General features: G+C 69.5%; 21 protein-coding genes. 8 read left to right on the plus strand and 13 right to left on the minus strand.

Annotated elements, in window-relative coordinates:
- The first annotated feature begins 6 nt into the window (after window positions 1–6).
- Window positions 7–1,710 (plus strand): fumarate hydratase, encoded by a 1,704-nt coding sequence (locus DAA40_RS02115; protein WP_106848082.1) that lies wholly within the window; start codon window positions 7–9, stop codon window positions 1,708–1,710.
- Between the two features lie 44 nt (window positions 1,711–1,754).
- Here the strand turns inward: DAA40_RS02115 and DAA40_RS02120 are convergent, their stop codons facing one another.
- The gene (locus tag DAA40_RS02120; protein ID WP_106848083.1) at window positions 1,755–2,969 is read right to left on the minus strand and encodes a winged helix-turn-helix domain-containing protein; all 1,215 of its coding nucleotides are present in this window, start codon (window positions 2,967–2,969) and stop codon (window positions 1,755–1,757) included.
- A gap of 72 nt (window positions 2,970–3,041) precedes the next feature.
- Between DAA40_RS02120 and DAA40_RS02125 the strand changes: the two genes are divergently transcribed.
- The 3 genes from DAA40_RS02125 (at window position 3,042) to DAA40_RS02135 (ending at window position 5,233) form a co-directional block, all read left to right on the plus strand.
- Window positions 3,042–3,608, plus strand: a complete 567-nt coding sequence (locus DAA40_RS02125; RefSeq protein WP_106848084.1) for a GNAT family N-acetyltransferase — start codon at window positions 3,042–3,044, stop codon at window positions 3,606–3,608.
- Complete coding sequence (locus tag DAA40_RS02130; protein WP_199849461.1) at window positions 3,601–4,299, plus strand: 1-acyl-sn-glycerol-3-phosphate acyltransferase; 699 nt, start codon at window positions 3,601–3,603, stop codon at window positions 4,297–4,299. The genes DAA40_RS02125 and DAA40_RS02130 overlap by 8 nt, the downstream gene beginning before the upstream one ends.
- Window positions 4,300–4,420: 121 nt before the next feature.
- Entirely contained in the window at window positions 4,421–5,233 is an 813-nt protein-coding gene (locus DAA40_RS02135; protein WP_158716177.1) for a hypothetical protein, read from the plus strand.
- A gap of 62 nt (window positions 5,234–5,295) precedes the next feature.
- Here the strand turns inward: DAA40_RS02135 and dapB are convergent, their stop codons facing one another.
- The 4 genes from dapB to rpsO form a co-directional block, all read right to left on the minus strand.
- On the minus strand, window positions 5,296–6,036 hold the full coding sequence (gene dapB / locus DAA40_RS02140; protein ID WP_106848086.1) for a 4-hydroxy-tetrahydrodipicolinate reductase: 741 nt from the start codon (window positions 6,034–6,036) through the stop codon (window positions 5,296–5,298).
- Window positions 6,037–6,067: 31 nt separating this feature from the next.
- Window positions 6,068–7,390, minus strand: a complete 1,323-nt coding sequence (locus DAA40_RS02145; RefSeq protein WP_106848087.1) for a pitrilysin family protein — start codon at window positions 7,388–7,390, stop codon at window positions 6,068–6,070.
- A gap of 10 nt (window positions 7,391–7,400) precedes the next feature.
- Window positions 7,401–9,635 carry a polyribonucleotide nucleotidyltransferase gene (locus DAA40_RS02150; protein ID WP_106848088.1) on the minus strand — a complete coding sequence of 745 codons (2,235 nt, stop codon included), beginning with the start codon at window positions 9,633–9,635 and terminating at the stop codon, window positions 7,401–7,403.
- A gap of 281 nt (window positions 9,636–9,916) precedes the next feature.
- Window positions 9,917–10,186, minus strand: a complete 270-nt coding sequence (rpsO, locus tag DAA40_RS02155; RefSeq protein WP_106848089.1) for a 30S ribosomal protein S15 — start codon at window positions 10,184–10,186, stop codon at window positions 9,917–9,919.
- A gap of 185 nt (window positions 10,187–10,371) precedes the next feature.
- Here rpsO and DAA40_RS02160 point away from each other — a divergent pair, with 185 nt between their 5' ends.
- From DAA40_RS02160 to DAA40_RS16055, 3 genes are read left to right on the plus strand one after another with little or no spacing between them, the layout of a single operon-like run.
- Entirely contained in the window at window positions 10,372–10,806 is a 435-nt protein-coding gene (locus tag DAA40_RS02160; protein WP_158716178.1) for a hypothetical protein, read from the plus strand.
- The gene (locus DAA40_RS02165) at window positions 10,803–11,267 is read left to right on the plus strand and encodes a hypothetical protein (protein WP_106848091.1); all 465 of its coding nucleotides are present in this window, start codon (window positions 10,803–10,805) and stop codon (window positions 11,265–11,267) included. Before DAA40_RS02160 ends, DAA40_RS02165 begins: the two co-directional genes overlap by 4 nt.
- Window positions 11,264–11,857: a hypothetical protein gene (locus tag DAA40_RS16055; RefSeq protein WP_158716179.1), complete on the plus strand. Its 594-nt coding sequence runs from the start codon at window positions 11,264–11,266 to the stop codon at window positions 11,855–11,857. Before DAA40_RS02165 ends, DAA40_RS16055 begins: the two co-directional genes overlap by 4 nt.
- On the opposite strand, the gene DAA40_RS02175 is transcribed toward DAA40_RS16055, so the two are convergent.
- The 6 genes from DAA40_RS02175 to DAA40_RS02200 form a co-directional block, all read right to left on the minus strand.
- Window positions 11,850–13,016, minus strand: a complete 1,167-nt coding sequence (locus DAA40_RS02175) for a hypothetical protein (protein WP_106848093.1) — start codon at window positions 13,014–13,016, stop codon at window positions 11,850–11,852. The genes DAA40_RS16055 and DAA40_RS02175 overlap by 8 nt on opposite strands.
- Window positions 13,013–13,756, minus strand: a complete 744-nt coding sequence (locus DAA40_RS02180; RefSeq protein WP_106848094.1) for a S9 family peptidase — start codon at window positions 13,754–13,756, stop codon at window positions 13,013–13,015. Before DAA40_RS02180 ends, DAA40_RS02175 begins: the two co-directional genes overlap by 4 nt.
- Window positions 13,753–14,685, minus strand: a complete 933-nt coding sequence (locus DAA40_RS02185) for a bifunctional riboflavin kinase/FAD synthetase (RefSeq protein WP_106848095.1) — start codon at window positions 14,683–14,685, stop codon at window positions 13,753–13,755. Before DAA40_RS02185 ends, DAA40_RS02180 begins: the two co-directional genes overlap by 4 nt.
- Window positions 14,686–14,691: 6 nt before the next feature.
- Window positions 14,692–15,825 (minus strand): branched-chain amino acid aminotransferase, encoded by a 1,134-nt coding sequence (locus DAA40_RS02190; RefSeq protein WP_106848096.1) that lies wholly within the window; start codon window positions 15,823–15,825, stop codon window positions 14,692–14,694.
- Window positions 15,826–15,914: 89 nt separating this feature from the next.
- Window positions 15,915–16,796, minus strand: a complete 882-nt coding sequence (gene truB, locus DAA40_RS02195; protein WP_106848097.1) for a tRNA pseudouridine(55) synthase TruB — start codon at window positions 16,794–16,796, stop codon at window positions 15,915–15,917.
- Window positions 16,793–17,764, minus strand: coding sequence for a patatin-like phospholipase family protein (locus DAA40_RS02200; RefSeq protein ID WP_158716180.1), 972 nt, complete (start codon window positions 17,762–17,764; stop codon window positions 16,793–16,795). The genes truB and DAA40_RS02200 overlap by 4 nt, the downstream gene beginning before the upstream one ends.
- A 78-nt stretch (window positions 17,765–17,842) precedes the next feature.
- Between DAA40_RS02200 and DAA40_RS02205 the strand changes: the two genes are divergently transcribed.
- Window positions 17,843–18,349 carry a glycine cleavage system protein R gene (locus DAA40_RS02205; RefSeq protein WP_199849462.1) on the plus strand — a complete coding sequence of 169 codons (507 nt, stop codon included), beginning with the start codon at window positions 17,843–17,845 and terminating at the stop codon, window positions 18,347–18,349.
- Between the two features lie 85 nt (window positions 18,350–18,434).
- On the opposite strand, the gene DAA40_RS02210 is transcribed toward DAA40_RS02205, so the two are convergent.
- Together DAA40_RS02210 and mutM are read right to left on the minus strand one after the other, a co-directional pair.
- Window positions 18,435–20,051, minus strand: coding sequence for an HNH endonuclease signature motif containing protein (locus tag DAA40_RS02210; RefSeq protein ID WP_158716181.1), 1,617 nt, complete (start codon window positions 20,049–20,051; stop codon window positions 18,435–18,437).
- A gap of 238 nt (window positions 20,052–20,289) precedes the next feature.
- Window positions 20,290–21,138, minus strand: a complete 849-nt coding sequence (mutM, locus tag DAA40_RS02215; protein WP_106848100.1) for a bifunctional DNA-formamidopyrimidine glycosylase/DNA-(apurinic or apyrimidinic site) lyase — start codon at window positions 21,136–21,138, stop codon at window positions 20,290–20,292.
- Between the last annotated feature and the right edge of the window lie 2 nt (window positions 21,139–21,140).

The raw sequence follows: 21,140 nt of genomic DNA on the forward strand, positions 1-21,140 counted from the left end.
GCTACCATGACCGATTTCGACTACGAGGATCTGCTTCCGCTCGGCGACGACCCGACGCCGTACCGCCTGCTGACCACCGAGGGTGTCGGCGCGGTCGAGGGTCCCGACGGACGCACGTTCCTGACCGTCGAGGCGTCGGCGTTGCAGCTGCTGTCGGAGACTGCGATGCACGACATCGCGCACTACCTACGCCCGGCGCATCTGCAGCAGCTGCGCAACATCCTCGACGATCCCGAGGCGAGCAACAACGACAAGTTCGTCGCGCTCGATCTGCTGAAGAACGCCAACATCGCGGCCGGCGGCGTCCTGCCGATGTGCCAGGACACCGGCACGGCGATCATCATGGGCAAGCGCGGCCAGCAGGTGCTCACCGACGGCACCGACGAGCGGCCGTTGAGCAAGGGCGTGTACGACGCCTATACGAAGCTCAACCTGCGGTATTCGCAGATGGCTCCCCTGACCATGTGGGAGGAGAAGAACACCGGATCCAACCTCCCGGCCCAGGTCGAGCTGTACGCCGACACTATCCCGGGGCACGAGAACAGCTACAAGTTCCTGTTCATGGCCAAGGGCGGCGGCTCGGCGAACAAGTCGTACCTCTTCCAGGAGACCAAGGCCATCTTGAACCCCGACTCGATGATGAGCTTCCTCGATGCGAAGATCCGCGCGCTGGGCACTGCAGCCTGTCCGCCGTACCACCTGGCGATCGTCATCGGCGGCACCTCGGCAGAGTTCGCGCTGAAGACGGCTAAGTACGCCTCTGCGAAGTACCTGGACACCCTTCCGACGTCCGGATCGATGACCGGTCACGGCTTCCGTGACGTCGAGCTGGAGGAGAAGGTGCTCGAGCTGACCCGCAACACCGGAATCGGCGCGCAGTTCGGTGGCAAGTACTTCTGCCACGACGTCCGGGTGATCCGGCTGCCGCGGCACGGCGCCTCGCTGCCCGTCGCGATTGCGGTGTCCTGCTCAGCCGACCGCCAGTGCCTGGGCAAGATCACGCCCGAGGGCGTGTTCATCGAGCAACTCGAGACCGAGCCGGCCCGGTTCCTGCCCGAGACGGTCCCCGCCGACCTCGACGAGGAGACCCAGGGCGTATCGGGCACCGGCAAGGGCGCGGTCGTGAAGATCGACCTGTCGCGGCCGATGGACGAGATCCGCGCCGAGCTGTCCAAGCACCCGGTGAAGACCCGGCTGTCGCTGACCGGAACGCTCGTCGTCGCGCGCGACATCGCGCACGCCAAGATCAAGCAGCGCCTGGACGCCGGCGAGGACATGCCGCAGTACCTGAAGGACCACCCCGTCTACTACGCCGGGCCGGCGAAGACGCCCGAGGGCATGGCGTCCGGCTCGTTCGGGCCCACCACCGCCGGACGCATGGACTCCTACGTCGACCAGTTCCAGGCCGCGGGCGGCTCGATGGTGATGCTCGCCAAGGGCAACCGCAGCCAGCAGGTCACCGACGCCTGCAACGCGCACGGCGGCTTCTACCTCGGCTCGATCGGCGGACCGGCGGCCCGGCTGGCGCAGGACTGCATCAAGTCCGTCGAGGTGCTGGAGTACCCAGAGCTCGGCATGGAAGCGATTTGGCGGATCGAGGTCGAGGACTTCCCCGCCTTCATCGTGGTCGACGACAAAGGCAACGACTTCTTCGCCTCGGTCACCAAGCCGATCGCGCTCACGATCGAGAAGCGCCCCGGCCTGAACTAGCCACCGGCCCGCCGTCACACAACGCTCGTCGATGACCGTACGGCTCATGAGATGGACGGCGTGCGGCGGCCGAGGTGCCCGGCGAGGTCGCCGCGCGGCATGACCACGACGTCGCCGAGACCGAGCCACCCCGCCATCCGCTGCAGCTCCCCGTCGAGGCGCGCAGCGACGTATCCGGGCTCGAGGCCGGAGTCGGGTTCGAGATGAGCAGCCTGCACACGCAGGACGCCGCCCGCCCGGTCGGCCTTGAGGTCGACCCGTGCCGCAATCCGCTCGTCCAGCAGGTAGGGCAGCACGTAGTAGCCGTGCAGGCGTTTGTGCGCCGGGGTGTAGATCTCGATGCGGTAATGGCAACCCCACAGCTGCAGCGTGCGGTCGCGTTCCCAGACGAGCGGATCGAATGGCGACAACAACGCCGACCGCTCGACGCGGCGGGGCACGCGGGCGTCCCGGTGTAGGAACCAGCGGCCGGCGAGGCCCCGCACGCGCACCTCCTCGAGGACGCCGTCCTCAACCAGCTCGCAAATCAGTCGGTCGGTGTGCCGCCCGCGGAGCCGGTAATAGTCGCGCAGGTGCCGCGCGGTCGCGACCCCGTGAGCGCGGGCGGCGAGGGCCAGCAACTCTCGCTGCGCGTGCATGGGCGTGGGGGTCGGTGTACCGAGCACGCGCGGCGGGATGACTCGATCGGTGAGGTCGTAGACCCGCTCGAACTGCTCGTTGCGGCGTACGGAGGTGACCTCCCCGACCCGAAACAGCCACTCGACCGCCGCCTTGCCGTGGTGCCAGGACCACATCTGCCCACGGATCTTGCCGGTCCGTGCCGGGTCCACCTGCGCGGCGGTGAGCGGACCGGATTCCGCGATCTGCGCACGCACCTCCTCGACGTAACCCGGGTTCTGGTGGGCGATTCGGTCGATCATCCCCCAGGTCCGCTCCCGTGAGTCCGCCATCCGCCACCGCAGCAGTGGATGGTGCTCGACCGGCGAGAGGGAGGCCATGTGGGCCCAATACTCGAACACCCGCCTGCGCGGGTGCTCCAGCCGGTCGAACGCGGCGCGGTCGTACGGCCCCAGGCGCGAGTACGCCGGGAGATAGTGCGCCCGAGTCAGCACGTTCACCGAGTCGATCTGCATGACGGCGGTGCGGTCGTAGACCCGTTTCAGGTGCCGCGCCGTGGGCGCGCCGGCCGGTGGCCGGTCGGCGAATCCCTGGGCGGCGAGCGCCGTACGCCGGGCGGCCGCGATGGTGAGCTGTCTCATCGGGTCTCCAACCTATGGCACCCATGCCCGCGCGCGGAGATCGGCGCTGCCGGGACCAACTAAGGTTGGTTCGTGGCCGAGGGACATGTACGGGACGCGCAATCGACCGATGCCGACGAGATCGGCCGGATCCAGTCATCCACCTGGCAGCAGGCATACCGGCGTCAGCTCCCCGCCGAGGCGCTGGACGCCATGACCGCCGAGGCCGCCGCCGAAGGATGGCGCGCCGCGATCACCCACCCACCGGACGCTGCCCACCACGTGTTCGTTGCCTTGGAGGCCAGCACCACCGACACCACCCGGGTCGGGTTCGCGGCGATCGCCGCGCCGGCCGAGGACGAGGAAGAGGCGAGCGATGCCGTCGAGATCGTCGCGCTGCTCGTCGAGCCACGCTGGGGACGCCGCGGCCACGGCTCACGACTGCTGTCTGCGGCCGTCGAAGGCGCTCGCGCCGACGGTGCGAGCTCGATGATCTGCTGGGTGCTGGCCGGGGACCGGGCGACCGAGGGTTTCCTGCGGTCGGCGGGCTGGGAGCGCGACGGGTGGCGTCGCACCTTCGATGCCGGCGAGCGCGAGATCGCCCAGCACCGCATGAGCACCGACATCAGCCACCTCCCGAGAGGGGCCACTAGTGCCTGACCAGCACCTGCGCACGGACTGGATGTTGCGTCACGTGGTGGTCGGCCCGGCGTTCCGGGCGCTCTCGCGGCTGCGTGTCGAGGGCCGCGAGCACGTCCCGAGGACCGGGCCGGTCATCGTGGCCGCCAACCATCTTTCGGCGATGGATGCGATCATCGTGCCACTGGCGATGGGACGACCCACCACCTTCCTGGCCAAGTCGGAGTACTTCGAGGGAGCGGGCTGGAGGGGCAGGTTGACGGCCGGTTTCATGGAACGGGTCGGCACCATCCCGGTCGACCGCAGCAAGGGCCGCGCCGCCTTGCTCTCGCTCGACGCGGCCCAGCAGGCACTCGAGGACGGACGCGCGTTCGCCATGCACCCCGAGGGCACCCGCTCGCCTGACGGCCGGCTCTACCGGGGCAAGACGGGCGTGGCTCGGCTCTCGCTCGTGACGGGCGCGCCGGTGCTGCCGTGCGGGATCATCGGCTCCGACCGGCTCCAGCGCCCGGGCGCGCGAGTGCCCCGTCCGGCGAAGGTCGTGGTCCGCTTCGGACCGTTGCTCGCCCCTTCCGGCTACCCGGGCGGCCCGATGGCGGTGCGCAGTCGGAACTTGACGATCGACATCATGAAGGCGATCCAGCAGCTGTCCGCCCAGGAGTACGTCGACGAGTTCTCCCCCGGACCGAAGCGGGTGAAACCCGAACGCTGAGCACGACATCACAACCTCTGGCCGGTGTGAAGCGCAAGTCACCGGCGGGCACCTGGAAGGATGGACGCGTCGTCCAGCAGATCGACGCGCACGTACACGAACTCGGAGAGGATCCACGAACTTGACTATGGGAACGAAGCGGCAGGCGGTTCTTCGCGCGGCAGCCGGCGTCAGCGTCGCACTGCTCGCGCTCAGCGGATGTAGTAGCTCAAACGAGGACGACGCGTCCGCGACCACGACCGCGAGCGAGAGCTCCGAGAGCACCGACGAGACCTCAGGCAGCGAGACCTCCGAGAGCGCCAGCGAGACCTCGGAGAGTGGCTCGGGCGGGGGCGACTTCGACAAGGCGGAGGCGGAGGGCTTGCTGCTGACCGCCGACGAGCTCGGCACCGGCTACACCGAGGTCCCGGCGGAGCAGATCTCCAGCGCCCTGGAGCAGATGGGCGGCGGCCTGACCGAGGCTCTCGAGCAGATGACGGTCGAGCCGGTTCAGTGCGAGGCGGCGATGAAGAAGACCATGGCCCAGATGACCGATCTGGCCGGCCAGATGGATCAGGTTGCGATGGCGATCTTCACGCAGGGCACGTCCTCGGTGAGCCAGTCGATCGCCCCGCAGTCGGTCACCGGCTCTACCGACGACATGAAGGCCCAGATTGGCGCGTGCCAGGAGATGACGCTCACCATCCAGGGTGTGAGCGCCAAGGCCTCGATGCAGCCGGTCGAGCTCGGTCTCGATGCCGACAGCGTCGCAACGCTCATCACCATGGAGGTCTCCGCCGGCGGCCAGAACTTGACGCAGACCTCCGCGTCGGCGTACGTCACCGGCGAGGACAACATCATGTCGATCTCGTTGAACGGCGATGCGGTCGCGAACGAGGCGACCTTGAAGGAGATCACCACCAAGGCCTACGAGAAGGCCGAGCCGGTTCTCTAGCAACCACCTGCGCCGGAGGCGGGCCACCCGGGATGGGTGGTCCGCCTTCTGCGCGGCGGGGCTCAGAGCCCCATGAGCGCCTCGATGCCGACCGTCAGCCCGGGATGTCCTGCTATCTCCCGGACGCCGAGCAGGACTCCGGGTACGAACGACGTCCGGTCCATCGAGTCGTGCCGGATGGTCAGCACCTCGCCGGCTGTGCCGAACATGACCTCCTGATGAGCGATCAGCCCCCGCATCCGCACCGAGTGGACGCGGACGCCGTCGACGTCCGCGCCCCTGGCCCCCTCGATCCCGGTCGAGGTCGCGTCGGGCATCTGGCCCAGACCGGCCGACTGACGCTCGGCGGCGATCAGCGCGGCGGTCCGCCCGGCCGTGCCGGAGGGCGCGTCCGCCTTCGTCGGGTGGTGCAGCTCGATGACCTCGGCGGTCTCGTAGTACTTCGCCGCGAGCTTGGCGAAGTGCATCATGAGTACTGCGCCGATCGCGAAGTTGGGTGCGATCAGCACGCCGACCTCGGGGCGCGGCTCGAGCCACTGGCGCACCTGTGCGAGCCGCTCCTCGGTGAAGCCAGTCGTTCCGACGACGCAGTGGATGCCGTTCTCGATGCAGTACTGCAGGGTCGTCATGACGGCGTCCGGGTGGGTGAAGTCGACGATGACCTCGGCGTCCGTCTCACGCAGCACGCTCAGGTCGTCGCCGAGATCGACCTTCGCGACCAGCTCGAGATCCTCGGCGTCCTCGACACCGACGCAGATCTGCTCGCCCACCTTGCCAGCCGCGCCGACCACTCCCACTCGCATGCAGCACTCCTCAGCTCATCTTCTGCGGACTCTAGGACATCACGTCGTCAAAGGCGCCGTGCCGGAAGGGTCCTACGACGGCGAGTGCGGCGGGCCGGGTGAGCAGCTCGCCGGCGAGCTGCGCCACGTCCTCAGCCGTCACCGACTGCAGCTGCTCCAGCACCCACGGGAGGTCGCGGTGATCGCCGTACCCGAGCTCGCTGCGGCCCAGCCGGCTCATCCGCGAGCTGCTGTCCTGCATGCTCAGCACCAGACTGCCGCACAGCTGGCCCTTCGCCCTAGCGATCTCCTCGTCGGCCAGCCCATCCTCGGCGACCGCGGCGAACGCCTCCTGCACGAGGCCGACGACCTTCTTGGCGTTCGCGGGCGCGGTTCCCGCGTAGACGCCGACCATGCCATCACCGGCGAACATCGACGAGAACGAATACACCGCGTACGCGAGGGCCTGCCGTTCCCGCACCTCCTGGAACAGCCGCGAGCTCATCCCGCCGCCGATCGCCGATTCCAGCACGCTCAACGCGAAGCGTCGTGAGTCGAACCGGTCGATGCCCGCGACGCCGTACACCAGGTGGGCCTGCTCGCTGCGGCGATTGATCACCGTGACCGCTGAGCTCGGGCGCGTCACCGCGGGCCGGGTCTCGCGGCGAACCGATCGGGGCTTGGCCTCGGCCAGCACGTCTCGGAAGGCCTTGCGCACCAGGCGCACCACCTGCGCGTGGTCGATCTTGCCGGCGACCGCGACGACCATGTTCTCGGGCCGGTAGTGCTTGCGGTACAGCGAGGCGATCTGGGCCCGCTCGATGGTCCGCAGGTGAGCGGCGTCGCCGATGATCGGACGGCCCACCGGCCTGGTGCCGAACATGCTCTGCGCGAACACGTCGTGCACCAGGTCACTGGGATCGTCGTCGCGCATCGCGAGCTCCTCGAGCACCACGAGCCGCTCGGACTGGATGTCGTCGTGGCTGAGGGTCGCGCCGAGGACGACGTCACTGAGCAGATCGACCGCCAGCGGCAGATCGGTCGCCAGCACCGTGGCGTAGTAGCAGGTGCTCTCCTTGCCGGTGAAGGCATTCAGCTCGCCGCCGACCGCGTCGATGGCCGAGGAGATCTCCATGCCGCTGCGCCGCTTGGTCCCCTTGAACAGCAGGTGCTCCAGGTAGTGGGCGGCACCGGACTCCCGGGGAGTCTCATCGACCGACCCGACGCCGACCCAGATGCCGACGGACGCCGACAGCGCCCCCGGAATGGTCTCCGAGACGACCCGCAGCCCGCCGGGAAGGACGGTCCGGCGTACCGAACCGCCTTCCGGCGAGCTGTAGATCGTGCGCGTCTGGGCGCGGGTGGTGCGAGGCAACGTCCGGTGGCTACTCCGCGGCCGCCGGCGCCGGCTCGGCCTTGTCCTCGTCGCGGACCGGGATCAGGCTGATCTTGCCGCGCTGGTCGATGTCGGTGATCTCGACCTGGATCTTGTCGCCGACGTTCACCACGTCCTCGACCTTGCCGATCCGCTTGCCGTCGCCCAGCTTGGAGATGTGCACCAAGCCGTCCTTGCCCGGCAGCAGCGACACGAACGCCCCGAAGGCCGCGGTCTTGACGACGGTGCCGAGGAAGCGTTCGCCGACCTTGGGCAGCTGCGGGTTGGCGATGGCGTTGATCCGGTCGATCGCCTCCTGGGCGGCCTCGCCGTTGTCGGCACCGACGTAGATGGTCCCGTCGTCCTCGATGGTGATCTTCGCGCCGGTCTCGTCCTGGATCGTGTTGATCATCTGACCCTTGGGGCCGATGACTGCGCCGATCTTGTCGACCGGGATCTTGATGGAGGTGACGCGCGGGGCGTACTTGCTCATCTCGTCGGGGGCGTCGATCGCCTCACCCATCACGTCGAGAATGTGCAGGCGGGCCTCACGAGCCTGCGACAACGCCGCCGCGAGCACCTCGGACGGGATGCCGTCGAGCTTGGTGTCCAGCTGGATCGCGGTGACGAACTGGCGGGTGCCGGCGACCTTGAAGTCCATGTCGCCGTAGGCGTCCTCGGCACCGAGGATGTCAGTGAGCGCGGCGTAGCGGGCCTGACCGTCCACGACGTCCGAGATCAGGCCCATCGCGATGCCCGCGACCGGGGCCTTCAGCGGGACGCCGGCGTTCAGCAGCGACATGGTTGAAGCGCAGACCGAACCCATGGAGGTCGAGCCGTTGGAGCCGAGCGCCTCGGAGACCTGGCGGATGGCGTACGGGAACTCCTCGCGGTTGGGCAGCACCGGCAGCAGGGCACGCTCGGCGAGCGCGCCGTGGCCGATCTCGCGGCGCTTGGGCGAGCCCACGCGGCCGGTCTCACCGGTCGAGTACGGCGGGAAGTTGTAGTTGTGCATGTAGCGCTTGGTGGTCTCCGGCGACAGCGTGTCGAGCTTCTGCTCCATCGCCAGCATGTCCAGGGTGGTCACGCCCAGGATCTGGGTCTCGCCACGCTCGAAGAGCGCCGAGCCGTGCACCCGCGGCACCACGGCGACCTCGGCGGACAGCGACCGGATGTCGGTCAGGCCGCGGCCGTCGATGCGCTGACCGTCGGCGAGCACGCGCTGGCGCACCAGCTTCTTGGTCAGCGCGCGGACGGCGCCGGATACCTCATTGGAGCGGCCTTCGAACTGCTCGGCCAGATCGGCCTTGACCTGGTCCTTGATCTCGTCGAGCCGCGACTCGCGCTCCTGCTTCCCGACGATGGTCAACGCCTGCTTCAGATCGCCTTCGGCCTTGGCGGCGACGGCGTCGTAGACGTCGTCCTGGAAGTCCACGAACACCGGGAACTCGGCGGTCTCCTTGCCGGCCACGTCGGCGAGCTCCTTCTGGGCTCGGCACAGCTCGGCGATGTGCGGCTTGGCCGCCTCTAGTCCCTGAGCCACGACCTCCTCGGTCGGCGCGGTGGCGCCACCGGCGACCAGCTCGACGGTGGCCTCGGTGGCCTCGGCCTCCACCATCATGATCGCGACGTCCTGGCCGTTCTCACCCTGCACTACGCGACCGGCGACGACCATGTCGAAGACCGCGCGCTCGGCCTCCTCGACGGTCGGGAAAGCCACCCACTGACCGTCGATCAGCGCGACGCGGACGCCGCCGATCGGGCCGGAGAAGGGCAGACCGGCGAGCTGGGTGGACATCGAGGCGGCGTTGATCGCGACCACGTCGTACATGTCCTTGGGATCCAGCGCCATGACGGTGACGACGACCTGGACCTCGTTGCGCAGGCCCTTGACGAACGTCGGGCGCAGCGGGCGGTCGATCAGCCGGCAGGTCAGGATGGCGCCCTCGGACGGACGTCCCTCACGGCGGAAGAACGAGCCCGGGATGCGTCCCGCCGCGTACATGCGCTCCTCGACATCCACGGTCAGCGGGAAGAAGTCGATGAAGTCCCGCGGGGTCTTCTGAGCGGTCGTGGCCGACATCAGCATCGTGTCGTCGTCCAGGTACACGACGGCGGAGCCGCCGGCCTGACGGGCCAGCCGGCCGGTCTCGAATCGGATCTGGCGGGTGCCGAACGAGCCGTTGTCGATGGTCGCGACACTCTCGCGTGCCTCGATCTCGTCGAAGTTGTTGACAGTCAACATGTCCTCTTTTCTGTGTGCGCGCGCACGCCAGCGCATCAAGAGGCTGCTGGGAAGAATCAGGCCGAGCCGGTCTTCGATCGAAGCCACCGGCGGCTGCGATGCGCAGTTCCGGTGACCACCACCGAGGGCCAGCGTCGGCGAGCAGGCTCATCGCCGGCGCGAGCGCGGGGTACGCCGTGAGGATATCGCACGGCGGGTGTTCAGTTGTGGTTCCGCAGGCCGGCGTCCGGCCTCGGATGCAGAAGGAGGGAGTGACCGGGCGGTCACTCCCTCCATCGCGACTAGCGGCGCAGGCCGAGCTTGGCGACCAGTGCGCGGTAGCCGTCGAGGTCGGTCTTCTGGAGGTAGGCCAGCAGGCGACGACGGCGGCCGACGAGCAACAGCAGGCCACGACGGCTGTGGTGGTCGTGCTTGTGCTGCTTGAGATGCTCGGTCAGGGTCTTGATGCGATCGGTCAGCATCGCGATCTGCACCTGGGGCGAACCGGTATCGGTCTCGCTGGTCTTGTGCTCGTTGATGATCTGGGTCTTCTTCTCGCCGGACAGCGCCATATGGTTTTCTCCTCAGGTAGATCGCGTGTTCCCCGGTCTTCCTCACGGGGAAATGTGACAACCACGCAGGCCGTTGAAGGCCACCGTCCATCGTAACAGGCCGGTGGTGGCCACGGCCTGCTCCCGAGGGAGTGCTCGGTCACGTCGCAAGGAACCGCCTGAGCGCATGGGGTGTCAGTACAGGCATGAGCCACCCTCACCCCGGGGCCTTCGGAACGCCCCCGCCACCAGGTCGGCCCCCTACCCACACCGTGCCGCGGTGGGCCGCCGGGCCCCCTGCGCCCGCCGGCGGACGACCGGGCTGGCTGCTGACTGGCGCGGTGCTCGCGGTCCTGGGGACCCTGCTGGGCGTGTCCATTCCCGAGAACGACCGCCTTGGCTGGGCTGATTATCCAGCGTGGGCCGCCTTCGGGGTGCTGGCCGCGCTCGCGCTGTTCGTCGGAACCGTCCTGAGCTCGGCCCGCGCCCGCGATCTCCAGCTCGCAGGCGCGGCCGGTGTCCTGGTGTTCTGGGTCTTCATCGGGCTTCCGATGGTCACCTCCAACACCGGCTTCTGCCTGACGGTCGGCGGCTTGTCCGCCGGTGCGATCCTGTACGTTTCGACCTCGACCGGACGATGACACACGCAGCCCGCTGGGCCGCCCTGGCCGGGCTCGGGCTGGCGCTGGGTCTGCCGTGGGGCTTCGGCGGAGCGTCCACGACCGTGCGCTACCAACCGGGTCACTGCTACACGCAGTACGACGCGGACGGCTTCGCGTATCTCAGCTGCGATCCGGGCATGTCCTACATCGATCTCGACCCGGGTACCGAGGTGCCCGGTTACGCGCACCCGGTCCGCGCGCTCGTCGTCGGCTGCGCGGTGCTCCTGCTGCTGGCGTTCCGCTCCGGCTCAGCCCGCCTGCTGCGCGCGGCGGCCTGCTGCGCGGTCCTCGGCGCGGCCTACGACGGAATCTCACTCGCCGGCGGACCACTGATCATGCTGGCCGTGGCGGCCGTCCTGATCGGGGCCACGCGGGCACGCCGGGCCGGACCCCCGGCGTTCGGAACCGGGCGGCCACCATCGTGGTCCACACCTGTATGAGCACCCCGACGCAGCCACCTGCTCCCCACGCCCCGGCACCCTGGCCACACCCACCGGTCCCCGGCCCACCGCACTCCGCTGGCTCGGGCGTCACCTACACGGTGATCGCGCCGGGTCCCGCGTACCCGATGGGCCCGCAGGCGGCGGGCACAGGCATGGCGCCGCGCCCGGTCCCGGCGTCCTTCCCGGCGCCCCGGCCACGAGTCGATCAGCAGGTGGTCCGCGTCCTGTACGCCGGCCTCGGTCTGATCGGCGTCGGGCTCGGCGTGTCGCTGCCGGGTCCGGTCGGCATCGGCTGGGGCGCGTTCACCGCGTGGGCGATCTTCGGCGTGGTCTGTGCGCTCGTGGTTCTGGGGGCGACCGCAGTCGAGTCGGCTCCCGCGTCCTGGCCGCTCGCCCAGGTCGCGGCCGGAGGCCTCCTGCTGTTTTGGTTGATCGCGCTCCGCCCGATCGCAATCAGCGACGTCGGCTTTCTCGGCACCGTCGGCGTGGTGGCGGCGATCGGCGCGCTGCTGCTGAGCCCGAACCGGACGTGGTCGCTGCCCGGTGAAGCATCCCGCCGGTCGCCGTCACGACCGCCGGTCATCTGATCCCGCGGACCTCGTTCACCGGGAACCACCCCAGTGAGCCGTCGTACCGCTGCACCTTGACGGTCGGCCCGTGGACGCCCTCGAGGGCAACGCCTTCGGCCCAGGCAGTCCGGCCTCGGCAGGCGACGGCGCGTCCGGTGTAGAACTCCCCGCGCGACCAGCGGGGGTGAGCCGGCGCGAGGGGCGATGGCAGGGACGGCGGGTGGAAGGGCTCCGGCACGGTGTGCGCGGGCAGCTCCTCTCCCCCTGCGAGCTGGCACAGTTGCTGCTGGAGCGCTGTCATGCTGCGTGGGATGCCGGTCGCCGAAGGAGCGTAGACGGGTAGCGCTGGGAGGTCGGGCAGCTGGGAGGCCGACCACAGCCGGGCGGTGACATTGTCGGTGATCTGACGTAGCGAGGCGGCGATGACGAAGGGGTCGTGATCTGCCGGGCCCCAGCTGGTCTTCCAGCCCGTGGCGAACTCGATGCCCATCTGCTCCCGCCAGAACTCGTCGTACGAGGCGAGACGCTCCTGCAGGCGGCTGCGCTCGGGAAGCCGCTGCATGAGCACCTCGACCGGCAGTGGATTGGCCGGATCGTCTTGGCCGAACAGCTGGGCCCTCCGGGCCGCCGGGTTGAGGTCGGCGTAGGTGAGCAGCTGCTGGGTGTACTGGTCGTAGATGTCCAGGTAGTCGCGCACCGGCCGCAGGAGCGCCATCTCGGCGCTCATCCAGCCCTGGACCCAGCGGGCGTTGAAGGGCTCGAGCACGTCGAGGATCTTGCGCGCCTCGTCCTCCCACTCCCTGTAGTTCTGGCCCTCGGGAGACTGCAGCCACATCTTGAACTGGTAGAAGCGCTCCGGCGGGAGCTGTGCATAGCCGAGCTCGTAGGCGGACGCCGGTCGCGGTGTGGTGGGCAACGAGCCGATCTGCGGCTCGGCCGCCACCGCCTCCGCGTACCGCATCGCAGCCTGCGGGTCGGGCACACTCGCGTCGTACGCGTCGTAGCTACGCGGCGGCGGGGTGGTGGGGATCAGCGGCTGCGGCGGCGGATAGGGTGCCGCGCCGTACGCCCCCGGCTGGCCGGATGCGGCCGGCTGGCCGTAGGGACCGGACTGCCCCCACGGACCGGGCGGTCCGTGGGGAACGCCGGCTCCGCCGGCGCCGTAGGGATCGCTCATGATTCGTTTCCTACCTGCTCGATCCAGCCCAACGCCCGGGCGAGGATGTCGTCCCACTGCTCGTCCGTCGGCAGGTGGCGCATCCCGGGCATCTCGACATAGCTCGCGCTCGGCACCAGCGCCGCCATCTCCTGCGACTGGGTGCACGGGATGATCCGGTCCTCCGTGCCGGCGATCAGCAGCATCGGGACGGTGACCTGATCGGCGACGGTGACCGGTGAGCACCGCTCCCAGTGCGCCGGGGTCAGGATGTCGTCGTAGTAGGCGCGCATCATCTGCGACGGGGTGTCGCGGTACTCGGTGTGCACGTTCATCGGCGAGTTTACGGTGATGACGCCGGCAACCCCCTCCGCGGCGACGACGCCGCGGGCGGCCTGCAGCCCGCCTGCCGAGTAGCCCAGCAGCCACACGTTGCTCACGCCCCGCCGATGAACTGCAGAGACGACGGCGGGGATGTCGCGGTCGCTGCTCAGCCCGTAGTCGCCGGCGTCGCCGGTCGAGCCCGGCCACCCGCGAGCGGCCAGGCTGAGGACGTTCCAGCCGCGCCCGTGCAGCTGCCTCGCCAGTCCAGCCAGGTGCGAGGCGTCCTGACCCCAGCCGTGGATCAGCACGATCGCCGGCGCGGGGCTTGGCTGCCACCAGGCGTACCCGCCGAGCCGGACGTCGTCCACATGGACCGAGAACGGCTCCGCATCGTCCAGGACGGGCAGGGCATCCCCGGGTTGCACTGCCGTGGTCACGCGAGATCCCCCAGGACCGTGCGGGTGGCCGCGACGTCGCGCTGGATCGCGTCGACGAGATCATCGGAGGACTCGAACCGTTCCATGCCGCGCAGCCGCTCGACGAAGTCGATCTGCACCTGCTCGCCGTAGAGGTCTCCCTCGAAGTCGAGCAGGTACGACTCGACGCGCCGCTCCGTGCCCGAGTACGTCGGGTTCGTGCCGACCGAGACGGCCGCGGCGCGCGGCTGCTCCCGTACCGTCATCCACCCGGCGTACACCCCGTCGGCCGGGATCGCCGAGTACATCGGCGGCCGAAGGTTCGCCGTCGGGAACCCGAGCCCCCGCCCGCGCATGTCGCCGCGGACGACGAGCCCCTCGATGCGGTGCGGCCGGCCGAGCGCGGCTGCCGCCTTGCGCATGTCACCGGCATCGACGCAGGCGCGGATGTAGGTCGACGAGATGGTGTGCGGTCCTTCGTTGACCAGACCGAACGCCTCGACCTCGAAGCCGAAGGTGCGTCCGAGCTCGGCGAGCACCTGCACGTTCCCGGCGGCCTTGTTCCCGAAGGTGAAGTTCTCGCCAACGATGATCTTCTGCGGATGGAGGTGCGCGACCAGCACCTCGTGCACGAACTCTTGCGGGCTCAGCTTCGCGAACGACTGGGTAAACGGCACGACACACAAGGCATCGACGCCGCATTCCTCGATCAGCTCTGCCTTCCGCCGCAGGGGGGTGAGGATGGGCGGGTGCGTGCCGGGCTTGAGCACCTCGCGCGGATGCGGATCGAAGGTCATCACCAGCGCGGGTAGACCCGCCTCGCGGGCCTGGCGCACCGTCTCGCCGAGGAGCGCGCGGTGCCCGAGATGCACGCCGTCGTACTGCCCGATCGACATCACGGACTGGCCCCACCCGGCCGGGGCGTTGTCGGCTCGTCTCCAGCGCAGCATGCGTGCCTATCCGATCGTGTGAATCCAGCTGTGGGCGTCGTCGGTGGTGCCGTACTGCACCCCGAGCAGGTAATCGCGCAACCGCATGGTGACCGGGCCCGGCTCGGTGCCGATCACGAAGTCACCGGTGCGCGCCTTGCACGTGTAGACCGGCGTGATCACGGCGGCCGTACCGCAGGCGAAGACCTCCGTGATCGCGCCGCTCACGACGTCCTCGCGCCACTGCTGCAGCGAGATCTTGCGCTCGACGGCGGTGACGCCGAGGTCGCCGGCGGCCTCCATCAGCGACCGTCGCGTGATGCCCGGCAGCAGCGATCCGGTCAGGTCGGGCGTCACGATCTCGACGCCGTCCGGGTCCGCGCCGTACACGAAGAACAGGTTCATGCCGCCCATCTCCTCGACGTACTTGCGCTCCACGCCGTCCAGCCACACGACCTGATCGCAGCCCTCGTGCGCGGCCTGCGCCTGGGCCAGCAGCGATGCGGCGTAGTTGCCGCCGCACTTGGCCTCACCAGTCCCGCCGGGAACGGCGCGAACGTAGTCCTCGCTCGCGTAGACGCTGACTCCGCTCACGTGATCACCGAAGTAACCGGCCGCGGGTGAGGCGATCACGCAGAAGACGTACTCCTTGCTGGGACGGACGCCGAGGAATGCCTCGGTGGCGAACATGTACGGGCGGAGATACAGGCTGCGCTCGCCGCCGGTGGGGATCCAGTCGCGGTCGGCCAGCACCAGCGCGTCGCACGCCGCGACGAACGCCTCGGTGGGGAGCTCGGGCATCGCCAGGCGGCGCGCCGAGTTGTTGAAGCGCTCGGCGTTGGCCTCTGGCCGGAAGGTGGCGATCGTGCCGTCGGCGCGATAGTAGGCCTTCAGGCCCTCGAAGATCTCCTGCGCGTAATGGAGGACGGCGGCAGCAGGATCGAGCGAGAACGGCTGGTAGGCCTGCAGCCGAGCGTCGTGCCAGCCCTGTCCCTCGCTCCAGCGCACGACGACCATGTGGTCACTGAAGTTCTGGCCGAAGCCGGGGCTGGCGAGGATCTGCTGGCGTTCGGCGTCCGTGCGGGTCCGCTCGTTGGGCACTACTTGCAGCGGGAGCCCTTCACTGAGGTGGGTGGGCAGGTTCGCTGACAGCGCGCTCATGAGCCGCCTTCCTGGACTGGGCGGCCGGCGCCGCCGCGGTGGGCCGCACCCGTCAGGTGTGCGGCGTGGGACACCTTGATGATCCTAGGTCAGGCGGGCGCGAAGACCACCCTGGGCTTGCCCCGTCCGTCGACCAGCGCGATCGCGCGACCGTCGGGGGCGACGGCGCCCAGCCCCTCGTCCGCTCCCCCGTCACCACCGATCGCGCGGCCGAAGGACAGCTCGCGGGCCTGCTCGGCGGTGAGCGCGCGGACCGCGAAGGTACGTCGGACCGCCTCGTCCAGCGGCACCGCCACGGGGTCGTCGAGGTCGGCGATCTGCTCCAAGGTAAGGGCGACCGACTCGTCGACTGCGCCGCTGGCAGTGCGCCGCAGGGCCGTGAGGTGGCCACCTACGCCGAGCCGGTCGCCGGCGTCGCGCGCGATGGCCCGGATGTAGGTGCCGGCGCTGCATCGGACGGTGATGTCGACGTCCGCGACCGCCCCCAGCTCGATTCGGGAGACGTTGATGGCGTGGACGTCGACTTCGCGGGCCGCCAGGTCGACCTGCACCCCCTCCCGGACCAGGTCGTAGGCGCGGCGACCGGCGACCTTGATTGCCGACACCGCGGAGGGCACCTGGCTGATTCGTCCGACCTGGGTGGCGAAGGCGTCCCGGATCTGCTGCTCGGTGAGCCCCGAGGCGTCGGTGCGATCGACGGTCTCGCCCTCCCGATCGTCGGTCGTGGTGCGCTCCCCCAGCCGCACCGTGGCCGCATAGGTCTTGTCGTGGCCCATGACGTAGCCGAGCAGCTTCGTCGCCTTCTCGACACCCAGCACGAGAATGCCGGTGGCCATGGGATCGAGGGTGCCGGCGTGGCCGATCTTGCGGGTGCCGACGATCTTGCGCATCCGCGCCACGACGTCGTGGGAGGTGATGCCGGCGGGCTTGTCGACGATAATCAGCCCGCTGCTGACGGTCCCCTTGGTCATCGCACCTCCCGCTCGCGGTCGTGGGTGATCGCACGATACAGAGCGGCTTGGGCGGTGGTATACCCGAGCGCGGCGTCCCGCTCGAGCTTGGGCAGGTCGCGGGTGAGGCTCTTGACGCCGGTCGAGACCGGGTTGGACATGGCGTAGACGCGAGCGGGCGCGGACGCGAGGTCGGTGAGCTCGCGGGCGTAGTGCAACCGGCCCTGCGCCATACCGCCTAGCCCGCGCCGCACCCGGTCCAGGGCAACCCGCTCGGCCTGGGTGTAGAAGCTCGGCTCGTGCCTCAGCAGCGACTCCTCGCTCCAGGTCAACAGCGCGAGGACGTGAGTGGCACCGTCGCGGATCGCCCGCATCGCGGGGAGCGGCTCGCTCACCGATCCATCGATGTATCGATGTCCATCTATCTCAATCGCACCGCCGGCGAAGCCGGGGACCGCTGAGGTCGCCTTGAAGGCGCGCTGCCATTGCTCGGGGGTCTCCAGGCCGGTGAGGTCGACCGGCTCGAGCGTCTCGGCGTCCGTGACGACGATGTGCATCGGCGCTGGGTGGGCGATGGTCGCCGCCCAGTCGATCGGCTTGCTGTGCGCGAGGATCTCGTCGAGCAGATGGTCCAAGGACATGACCGGCGAGCGCGACCAGAGCCGCTTGACGTCGATGAACTCGCGGGCGGACATGTCCTCCCGGAAGATCCTGCTGGCCGCGTGTCCCCTGCCGTGGATCATCGCCGATGCGATGAACGCCCCGGACGACGCGCCGTACGCGACGTCGAAGCAGTCGCTCAGGCCCGCCTCCTCGAGCGCGAGCACCATGCCCCCGGTGGAGCCGCCGCGCATTCCGCCACCGGCGACCACGATTGCGACCGTGTGCCCGTCCTCATGCCTTCCTGGCGGGGTCCCGGCATCCCGACGCTCCAGCAGCACCTGGAGGACGTCGATGTCCTTGCGTAGATCGAGCGGCTCGGCACGCATGATCTCGATTCTCGCACCGAGCCTGCCCGGGCTGCCCTCGCGGTCTGCGCGCCCTAGGATCACGGCATGGCAACTCTCGTGCTCACCGTCATCGGCGACGACCGCGCCGGGCTGGTCAACGCGCTCGCCGAGGTGATCGCCGCCCATGGCGGTAGCTGGTCGCGCAGCGAGCTCGCCGAGCTCGCGGGGAAATTCGCCGGCATCGTCGAGGTCGAGGCCGACGACGACCAGGTAGCGGCGCTATCCGGCGCCCTTCGACCGCTTGCTGGCCTGCTCGACGTCGCCGTGCACAGCGGCACGACGCGGCATCCGTCCGGCGGGCACGCCCTCACCTTCGACCTGGTGGGCAATGATCGGCGCGGCATCGTGCAGGAGATCTCGGCGGTGCTCCGGGATCACGAAATCACGATCGACCGACTGACGAGCGAGGTGGTCGACGCCCCGATGGGCGGCGGCCGACTGTTTCAGGCAACCGTTCAGGCGCCCGCGGCCGCCGATGCGGACCTAGCCGAGGCCCGCGCCGCGCTGGAACGTATCGCAGGAGAGCTGATGGTCGATCTCGACGTCCGCCATAACGCGCTCTGACGAGCCGCGTAACGGCGTCGTTGCTGCGCACCGCGAGCTCGCTGGCCTCGTGATCGCGCTGCGCGAGACGCTCACGAGATCGCGATCACGCTCCCGGGGCCCAGATGGCGTCGAGGACCTTCGATAGTCGGCGTTCGATATCGGGTGGCGCTGGTCCTCGGGCTCGGTTCAGGGCGCCGTGGCCGGCCCCGGCGTCGCGATCTGCGTCGACAGTCGCGGCAGGTGTCGGGTCGGGGGCTGCCAGCAGGGGTGGGTGGCTGGTGTAGCGGTGCCCGGTCGGGGTCCGGATCACCGTCACGTGTGCTCCCTCGACCTCGAACGCGCCGGTTCTCCAGCCGGGCAGGGTCTTGGTCTGGTTACACCGCCGGCACAGCCCCTGCCCGTTCAGCCAGCTCGTGGCGCCACCGGATGCGTGTGGGGTGATGTGGTCGATGTCGCGGATCGGGGCGCCGCAGACGCGGCAGGCCTGATCACGGACCTGGATCGCGTGCCGCAGGGCTCCGGTGAAGGAGCGGCGGCGTTCGTCGACCTGGCGGACCTGACCGGAGACCGGGTCGGTGAACACGCGGCGGATCCACCGCCGCGCCTTCTCGTCGGCGATCAACGCGATCTGCCGGGCCACGGGCGCGGGGATGACATGCTCACCGATCCGCCCCGGCAGCTCACCGCACCCACCCACCGGCTCCGCCGGTTCTGTCGGTTCTGGGCCGCGGGGTGGTGTCCGGGTGCCGAACGGCCAGGGCGCCGGACTCATCACCGCGCCGCACGGCGAGACGCACTCACCCGGCACCGCGGGCTCGACGTCCGCGGCAGGCGCGGTGGGCTGGGTGCTGGGGTCAGGCTCGAGAAGGGCTTCGGCGGGCATCACCAGCTGGATCTCCACCGGGACCAGATCAGCATCACTGATCCCGGTCAGCCGAGCGAACAGCTCATCGGCCATGATCTGCCCCCGCGACCGGGAATCGCCGGCCGCTTTGGCGGCGTCGGCGTGCTTCGCGAGGGAGGCGTAGGCCGCCACGCCCTCCTTCACCGGCAACAAGCCCGTGAGGTAAATCATGGCGTCGGGTGCGGGGCGGGTGGTCACGGTGCGGTCCTTGTGGGCCATCGCGATCCGCCGCGTCACCGACGCGGCATCCACCCGCGCGGCCTCAGCGCGAGCGATTGCCGCGGCGCGGCGGGCGCTGGTGCCGGCGCGGAGCCGCGGCGCGACCCGCTCATCCACGAGTGCGCGGTCCTGCGGCATTAGACACACCGTCTCTTTCGCGACGGCCTGAGCAGCGCCCTCACCAATCCCGCCACTTGCGAGCCGCGCGAGGGTGTGCGGCAGCTCTGTCACCAGGCCCTTGGCCAGAGCCAGGTCGTTCGCCGCGCGATGCGCGCTCACTCCGCGGGCCAGGGCGATCTGATCAGCGACACCCTTGCCACGTTCAGCCTTCGCGACGCCGCGCTGCTCCGCGAGAGCACGCTGGGAGGCATCGAACGCGACCTGCACCCGCGCCTCCACCGCCGCGGTAACCGCACGCACACGGCGCAACACCTGCAGGAGGTCGATCAGGACCGCGTCGTCCACACCGGCGAGCGTCTCGGCGGCGTCCTGGCCAGCGAGTGATCCGAGGCCGTCGAGGGCGGCACGCAGCGACTCGATGAGCCGCGCATCACGCGTCATCTCGAGTGCTAGTTCGCTGTTCTGCCGGGGATCCATGACACACACGCTACGAACCCCCACCGACAATCCCGACGACAAGAAGCCCGAACCCCGGGCTTCTGTGGACAACCCCGCGACTGTGGACAGACAGCCCGCGAGACGCGACGTGTGTCGTAACCGCGTGCTACTGGCCGTCACCTCAAGAGGTTGGCCAACCTGCACAGCCCTCCGCGTGGGCACCCGAGCCAGCATGCCGCGACGTCTCTGCCCGCTCCGCGGTCATCGACGAGCGTTGTTAGAAGCGTCCGTTGCGGGGGCGGCGTTGGCAGGTTGGGCAGGAGAACGACGAGCGGTTCATGAACTGCTCACGCACGATCGGCGTCCCGCACCTGGCACACGGACGATCCCGCTGCCCGTAGGCGTTCAGTGATCGATCGAAGTAGCCGGAGGCGCCGTTGACGTTCACGTAGAGCGCGTCGAAGGAGGTGCCGCCCTGAGCCAGTGCGGAGGTCATCACCTCGCGCGCGGCGTCGAGCACGCGTCCGACCTGGGCGCGGGTCAGCTTCTCGGTCGGGCGGGCGCCGTGCAACTGGGCTCGCCACAGTGCCTCGTCGGCGTAGATGTTCCCGATGCCCGAGACGACGCTCTGATCGAGCAGCGCCCGCTTCAAGCCGGTACGCCGGCGCCGGATCCTCGCCACGACGGCGTCCTGGTCGAATTGCGGATCCAGCGGGTCCCGCGCGATATGTGCGATCTGGGAGGGCAGTACCGCACCACCCGGGTCGAGGAGAACATGCCCGAAGGTGCGCTGGTCGACGAAGCTCAGGTCTGCGCTGTCGTCGGCAAATCGCACTCGCATCCGCTCGTGCACCGCGCCATCGGCACCAGCCGGGACGATCAGCATCTGGCCGGACATCCCGAGGTGCAGCAGCAGCGCATCGCGATCATCGAGAACGAGCCAGGCATACTTCCCGCGGCGGGCCGTATCGGTGATCTGCGCGCCGGGCAGCAGCTGATCGAGTGGCGCGAGAACGTGCCGGCGTACGGCGCGCGGGTTGAAGACCTCGACCGCGGCGATCTCGCGGCCGACGAGGTGCTCGTGCAGGCCGCGGCGCACCACCTCGACCTCGGGTAGCTCTGGCACCG

It is taken from the genome of Blastococcus sp. Marseille-P5729 (genome assembly GCF_900292035.1).
Lineage (GTDB): Bacteria > Actinomycetota > Actinomycetes > Mycobacteriales > Antricoccaceae > Cumulibacter.